This is a genomic window from Bradyrhizobium sp. (genome assembly GCF_049581145.1).
Classification (GTDB): domain Bacteria; phylum Pseudomonadota; class Alphaproteobacteria; order Rhizobiales; family Xanthobacteraceae; genus Bradyrhizobium.
This window is the reverse complement of record NZ_JBAURI010000828.1, coordinates 1-7,156: the sequence shown is the minus strand read 5'-3', so window position 1 is coordinate 7,156 and position 7,156 is coordinate 1. Positions and strand designations below refer to the sequence as shown.

Here is a 7,156-nt window from a genome sequence, read left to right as displayed (position 1 = left end):
GGCCAAGGGCGTCGACGTCTTCATGGAGAACTACAAGGTCGGCGATCTCAAGCGCTATGGCCTCGACTATGAATCGATCCGCGGCGTCAACCCCGGCATCATCTATTGCTCGGTGACCGGGTTCGGCCAGACCGGGCCCTATGCGCCGCGCGCGGGCTATGACGCGATCTTCCAGGCCATGGGCGGCCTGATGAGCGTCACCGGCCACATGGACGGCGAGCCGGGCGCCGGGCCGATGAAGGTCGGCCCCTCCATCGTCGACTACATGACCGGCATGAACACCTCGATCGCGATTCTCGCTGCGCTCTATCACAAGAAGGCCAATGGCGGCGACGGTCAGCATCTCGACGTCTGCCTGTTCGACACCGTGATCGCCTCGCTGTCGCATTGGGCGCAGATCTATCTCGTCAACGGCCAATCGCTGCCGCGGCGCGGCACCTGGGGCAATGGCGGCATGCCGGCCGGCATGTTCCGCTGCACCGATGGCGAGCTGATGCTGGTGGTCGGCAATGACGCGCAGTTCGTACGCACCTGCGCCGTGCTGGGCGAACCCGAGCTCGCCAAGGACCCGAGATTCCTTCGGAATAACGACCGCGTCGTCCACGGCAAGGAGATCATGGCGATTTTTGCGGGCCTGTTCCTGAAGAACAAGGTCGGCTACTGGCTGGATGAACTGGAAAAGGCCGGCGTGCCCTGTGGCTCCGTCAATGATTTCGAGCAGGTGTTTTCAGACCCGCATGTCCGCTCGCGCGGCATGGAGATCAAGGTCGACCACCCCTTCAATCACGCGCTCTCCCTGATCCGCAATCCCCTGACGTTTTCCGGCACGCCGGTGACCGACTACAAGGCCCCGCCGCGCCTCGGCGAACACACGCGGGAGATCCTGGCGTCCAAGCTCGGCTATGACGACGCAAAGCTCGCGGCGCTGAAGCAGCAGGACGTGATCTAGCGCAAGCGGCCGTCGTGGTCGGATCACTTGCGCTTCGTCACAGCGAGAATTGGAGCGGGGGCAGCGGTTCGATGGCCTCGCCGCGGCTACGCCGCCTTGTCCGCAAGCAGGCGCCGCATGACCTCGGGGCACTATTCGTTCGCCGTTGCGCTATGATGCCGTGGCCCAGCATACGGTTCAATCGCCGAAACAGCGCTTGCCTTCGATTGGGGACTGCGCCTGGTCGCGCGAGTCGCCGTCGGCCACACGGCATAAGCAAGACGAACAAGCCGACGAAAGGCCGAGGCATAGTGGAGTGAGAACTGTTCGTCGTATATCGGGGACGAGCGCTGACGTCGCAATCCGAAGCTGTTCGTTAGTTGCCGCGAGCCGGGCATCGCCCACAATGCAGGAAAAGCGATTTCGTGACGCGCTATTGCGCTCCGCGGCAACAGGAAGAGCAGTTTGCAACCTACAACGTCTTTGCGAGCGGTCGAAGCTATGACCCAGTTGGCCCGACGCCTCGGGATGGGCCGCGTGAATCCGTTCTTCCTGCACGAGTCCCAGCACGTCAGCGTGCGGCTACTTCCGTATGATGTCGTTGCCAGGGCCATGCCCGTCAGCGCCCCGGAAGCGACGGCCAGATTGACCTTGGAAGTCGATATCGCGCGCCACCTGGCCGGGAACAGGGCTCCCGTCGCCGGCCTCGCTGCCGATTGGCCGGGCGGCCCTCACATCCAAGACGGCTTTGTCATCACGCTCTGGAAGTTCATCGAACACGTTGCCGCGAATGGGGATGACGCCCGGCATGTTTCCGAAGCCGCCGATGCGTTGCGGCGCGTGCACCGGGCGCTCTCTGACTACCGCGGTGAACTGCCGAGTTTCTGGCACAAGCTCGATCGATGCGACCGCCTGCTCGAAAACGAGGCCACCACTCCGGCGCTCGGTCCCGTTGATCGGGCCTTCCTGCGATCAACCTACGGCCGCCTGCGTGAGATGGTGACGAGTACTCCTTTCGAGCCGATTCCTATCCATGGAGACGTGCATCTCGGCAACGTGCTGATCACGCCGCAAGGCGCCCTTTGGAACGACTTGGAAGATGTCAGTTTGGGACCTTGTGAGTGGGACGTCGGCTGGCTGCCCGAGGTCGACCTGGCTCAGTTCGAGCCGATGAATCAAGACCTGCTCTCGGCATTTCATTACCTTCGCAGTCTCTGCACATCGGTATGGTGTTGGGCGCGGTACGACGTGCCTGAGAAGCGCGAAGCCGCCGACTACCATTTGGAGTACCTCAGAGCCGAGTTCGGCAGTCGAAGGTCAGATTGAGCCAGCATCGTTGATCATAGGACTGTGGCGTAGACCTAATGCTCATCATCGTCGGTCGCGGGCCGCCGGAGCGAAATCGCACTGATTCGTAGGGAATCGTAAAATGGCGCCCCCGATACGAGTCGAACCTCGGAACGTTGTACCGGCGGCATCGGATCGGAAAGGAATGCTCGAGCAGGCGACAAAATCCACATCGTGCTGGATCGCCCTGTCGAATTCTGCGAACCTTGGGCCGGAACGCAAGCAAGCGCCGCCTCAAACTGGCCGGCTGGGCGGAGCATCCTGGTCACGGGGAACGACGAGCGCACCATGTCGAGTTCAGTGGCCGACACAGGCGAACCGCGCTGGTTTCAGGGCATCGAGCGCAAGCTCTGGATGATCCTGGCGGTCGCCTATGTCGGGTGGCTGCTCGACTCCATGGATCTCAATCTCTTTACGGTCGTGCTGGTGCCGAGCCTGCGCGAATTGCTGGGGCCGCGCGCCACGCCGCAGACCATCGGCTATTATGGCGGCGCGATTGCCGCGGTGCAGTTGCTGGGCTGGGGCGTCGGCGGACTGATCTTCGGCATCCTCGGCGATTACTGGGGACGAGCGCGAACCCTGTGCCTGTCCATCGTCGTCTATGCGCTGTTCACGGCGCTGTCCGGTTTCGCGGCGACCTGGTGGCAGCTCGCCATCTTCAGGTTTCTGATGGCCGCCGGCGTCGGCGCCGAATGGGCGATCGGCACCGCGCTGATCAACGAGACGTGGCCGCAGCGCTCGCGGGTTGCCGCCTCCGGCCTCATGATGTCGGCGTTCGGCTTCGGCTATCTGCTGGCCGGATTGATCAATCTGACCGTCGGCGCCTATGGCTGGCGCTATGTGTTCTTCACCGGCGTGATCCCGGCGCTGCTGGTCGCCTTGGTCTGGCGCGAGGTGCCGGAGTCCGAGCGCTGGCAGCAGGCGTCGCGGCGGCGCAATGACGCGCTGCAGCGGCTGTCGGCGGGTCGGGCGTCGCCGGACGACCGAAAACTCGCCACCTTCACCTTCGTCGAGCTGTTCCAGCCGCCCTGGCTGCGCAGCACCGTCGCGGCCACGTTCATGTCGTTCGCGGCGACGGTCGGGTTCTGGGGCACGCAGACCTGGATTCCGGCACGGGCCGCCGAACTGGCGAATGCGGCCGGCGCCAACCCGCTACAGGTGATCAGCATCGCGATCATCGTGCTCAACTGCGCCGCGGTGTTCGGCCTTCTGCTGTTTGCCTGGTTCACCGAGTTGATCGGCCGCCGGCCCGCATTCGCGGTCGGATGCATCGGCAACATGATCGTGTTGCCGATCGTGTTCCTGGTGCCCAAGACCTACCAGACACTGATCATGCTGCTGCCGCTGATGGGCCTGTTCACCAACGGCATCCTGGGCACTTTCACGCCCTATTTTCCGGAAATGTTTCCGACCCGGTTGCGCGCCACCGGGGTCGGCTTCTGCTTCAACATCGCCCGCATCTTTGCCGCGATCGGGCCGTTTATCGCGGGATCGCTGGTGGTCGCGTTCGGCGGCATTCCGCAGGCGGGCGCGGTGATGGCCGCAAGTTATGCGATCGGCCTGATCGCGGTCTATTTCGCGCCGGAAACGCGCGGCAAGCCGCTGCCGGAGTAGAATCATTGCAGGTCGATCTGCTCATCCCCGGGCTTCCGGCCAAGGCCGACCATTTCCTGTTCGGGATCTGCTCGCTGCTGCTGTTGCGGGATGGCAAGCGCACCATCCTGTTCGATTGCGGGCCGTACCGCGTGCGCCGCACGCTGGTGGAGGCGCTGGCCGCGCATGGCGTGACCCCCGAGCAGGTCGACACCGTGTTCGTGTCGCATCTGCATTGGGATCACATCGAGAATATCGACCTGTTTCGTCACGCCGAGATTCTCGTGCCGCGGCTCGAATTCGACTATGCGGCGGATATCCGCCCTTCCGACTGGGGCACGCCGCCTTACGCCCGCGAGATGCTGGCGGGGATGCGGCTGACGCTGCTGGAGGATCGCGAGCAGGAGATTTTCGAGGGCGTCAAAACCTTGCCGTTGCCCGGCCATTCCATCGGGCTGCAGGGACTGGTGGTGCAGGCGGAAGCTGGCGCGCTGGTGCTGGCCAGCGACGCGCTGTGGTCGGCGCGCGATGCCGTGCGCGGCCATCCGGACGTCGCTTTCTTCGATCCGGCGAAAGGGCAGGCGAGCCTGGCCCGGGCACTCGCCGCCGGTTCGGTGTATTATCCCGGCCATGACCGGCCGTTCACGCTGCAAGACGGCCGCGTCAGCTATCTGGCGCAATATCGCTATCGCCTGCGGTTTTCGTTCCAGCCCGACGGGCGCGATATCCACACCATGATCTCGACCGAAGATTGCTCGCAAGAAGCTGAAACGGCGGAGCGGAGCTGAGTGATGGCTGCGGATATCGACCAGCTCTTCACCGGCCTTGCCGCCAGCGCCGACAAATTCCTGTTCGGCACCACGACGGTCGCGGTCGTGCGCACCGCGCGCGAACTGATCGTGTTCGATACCGGCCCCTATGCCTACCGGCCGATCCTGCAGGGGCGGCTGCGCCGCGCCGGCATCGATCCGTCAGAGGTCACCAAGGTCGTGCTGTCGCATCTGCACTGGGACAATGCGGCGAATGCTGACCTGTTCGGGACAGCCTGTGTGCTGGTGCACCGGCGCGAGCTCGAGGCGGCCGACCGCGCCGCGGAGCGTGACTGGGCCATTCCCGAATACACCGCTCGCGCGCTGCGCCGGCTGCGGCTTCAACCGGTCAGCGACGACATCGAGCTGGCGCCCGATCTGCGGATCGTCGAACTTCCGGGCCACACGCCGGGATCGATGGGATTGCTGGTCGGCCGCAGCCTTCTGGCCGGCGATGCCGTCGGCAGCGCCAGGGAAGCTGCGACCCGCCAACTCGCCGCCTGTACCGGCGGCGATCAGCAGGCGCTGGCAAGCCTCGACAAGGCGCTGGCGCTGGCCGAGATCATCTATCCCGGCCACGATCGGCCATTTCGTGTCGGCCCGCCCATCCAATATATTTCGGACTACGAGCTGAAGATCCGCCTCTTCATCGATCCGTCGGGGCAGGACGAGGAACTGCACTTCGGCGCCGCCGCTGCAAAATCGTTCGCGACCTGGCCGGGGGATTGAGGGGGGATCGGAGCAAACAGGCGAGCGATTCTGGCGCCGAACCTCGACTGTGACGAGACGGATTCGTAGGATACCCATCAGCGGTCATAGCAAAACCGGTCATAGCAAAGTGATGGGTTTCGCGAAGGGCTCTACCCATCCTCCAAGGAACCAGCTATTGCGCGGCCAGCTTCTTCGGCATCTTCGCCGCGTCTCCCGCCAGCGCCATCACCGCGACCGCCACGACGCGCGCCACGACGCCCTCGACATCATCGAGGTCGCATTTGCCTTCCGACAATTTGGTCAGCCGTTCGCTGTCGCGGATGGTGTGGTGGGCCATGGCGAGCGCGAAATGCAGGCCCCAATAGATCTCGACCTCGCCGCGTTCGGGCAGCGCGCGGCGCATCGCGGCTGAGAATTTGCGCAGATGGTCGATCTCGCGATTCTTGATGCGGCGGATCGGCGGCACGGACTCGATCGAGGCCCGGATCATGAAGCGCGCGGAGGTCGAGCGCTGATTGTCCGGGCCGAGGCAGCCGCGCAGCGCGGGGCCGACCAGCGCGCGGAGGATCTCGGAGATATCGGCGATGCCGCCGCCTCGTTCTTCCGCGGCGCGCAATTCCCTCAAGCGTTCGCGGTTCAGCGCCAGGCTGCGGCTGACGAACAGTTCCGCGATCAACTCGTCCTTGGAGCCGAAATGATAGTTCACCGCGGCCAGGTTGACATTGGCCGCGGCGACGATGTCGCGCAGCGTCACGTCGCCAAAGCCGCGATCGGCATAGAGCCGTTCGGCGGCGGCGAGGATGGCGGTGCGGGTCAGATCGCTCGGCATGGGTCGTCTGCGTTGCCTGGTCCTGCTGTGTCGCTAATCCCTCATGGTGAGGAGGCGCGGAAGCGCCGTCTCGAACCATGAGGCCCCGCTGCGCGTTTCGGGCCTCGTCCTTCGAGACGCTTGCTTACGCAAGCTCCTCTCGGATGAGGGCATAAAGCTGGTTATGACGCGGCGGAACGCGATCTGCCTTGCCGGTTGCTTTTCAAACATTTGTATGAAACTATCGTTTCAAAGGTCGCAAATGTCAATCCGCGCGTGATGCGCGCCGCATCTTCGGCCTTCACGCGTCCGGCATCGCGCCCCTGCAACCGCCATCAAGCCCCTTGCGGCGCGCGGATGACGGGACGACAGTGCGGCAAAGATTTCCGAGATCGTCACGACAAGAGATCGTCAAGAAGAAGCGAGAGGAGCTCCCATGGATTTCACGATGTCAGACAGGCAGAAGGAATGGCTCGGCCGGGTGCAGTCGTTCATGACCAAGCACGTCCGTCCCGCGGTGCCGATCTACAAGCAGCAGGACGCCGAGGGACCGCGCTGGAAGGTGATCCCGGTGCTGGAGGATCTGAAGAAGCTGGCCAAGGCCGAGGGCCTCTGGAACATGTTCATGCCGCCGTCCTCGCATGAGGATGACGAATTTCGCGGCGCGGGATTGAGCAACCTGGAATACGCGCTGCTCGCCGAGGAGATGGGCCACATCTCCTGGGCCTCGGAAGTGTTCAACTGCTCTGCGCCCGACACCGGCAACATGGAAGTCTTCATGCGCTACGGCTCCAAGGAGCAGAAGCGCAAATGGCTGCGTCCCCTGATGGACGGCGAGATCCGTTCCGCCTTCCTGATGACCGAACCGGCGGTGGCGTCGTCGGATGCGACCAATATCGAAACCAGCATCAGGCGCGATGGCGATCATTACGTCATCAACGGCCGCAAATGGTGGTCGTC

Annotated in this window: 7 protein-coding genes; 6 read left to right on the top strand and 1 reads right to left on the bottom strand. The window is 63.9% G+C overall.

What is annotated here, in order from left to right:
* From WCB02_RS27120 to WCB02_RS27100, 5 genes are all read left to right on the top strand, one after another.
* The coding region (locus WCB02_RS27120) for a CaiB/BaiF CoA transferase family protein (protein WP_423962834.1) at positions 1-949 on the top strand (949 nt) is incomplete at its 5' end.
* A 480-nt stretch (positions 950-1,429) separates the two neighbouring features.
* Entirely contained in the window at positions 1,430-2,254 is an 825-nt protein-coding gene (locus tag WCB02_RS27115; protein WP_423962833.1) for a phosphotransferase, read from the top strand.
* 309 nt (positions 2,255-2,563) lie between these two features.
* Positions 2,564-3,889: an MFS transporter gene (locus WCB02_RS27110; RefSeq protein WP_423962832.1), complete on the top strand. Its 1,326-nt coding sequence runs from the start codon at positions 2,564-2,566 to the stop codon at positions 3,887-3,889.
* Between the two features lie 5 nt (positions 3,890-3,894).
* Entirely contained in the window at positions 3,895-4,656 is a 762-nt protein-coding gene (locus WCB02_RS27105; RefSeq protein ID WP_423962831.1) for an MBL fold metallo-hydrolase, read from the top strand.
* A gap of 3 nt (positions 4,657-4,659) precedes the next feature.
* Positions 4,660-5,406 (top strand): MBL fold metallo-hydrolase, encoded by a 747-nt coding sequence (locus WCB02_RS27100; RefSeq protein ID WP_423962830.1) that lies wholly within the window; start codon positions 4,660-4,662, stop codon positions 5,404-5,406.
* A gap of 154 nt (positions 5,407-5,560) precedes the next feature.
* On the opposite strand, the gene WCB02_RS27095 is transcribed toward WCB02_RS27100, so the two are convergent.
* Positions 5,561-6,217 carry a TetR/AcrR family transcriptional regulator gene (locus WCB02_RS27095; protein WP_423962829.1) on the bottom strand — a complete coding sequence of 219 codons (657 nt, stop codon included), beginning with the start codon at positions 6,215-6,217 and terminating at the stop codon, positions 5,561-5,563.
* A 415-nt stretch (positions 6,218-6,632) separates the two neighbouring features.
* Here WCB02_RS27095 and WCB02_RS27090 point away from each other — a divergent pair.
* A partial coding sequence (locus tag WCB02_RS27090) for an acyl-CoA dehydrogenase family protein (RefSeq protein WP_423962828.1) occupies positions 6,633-7,156 on the top strand: 524 nt, incomplete at its 3' end.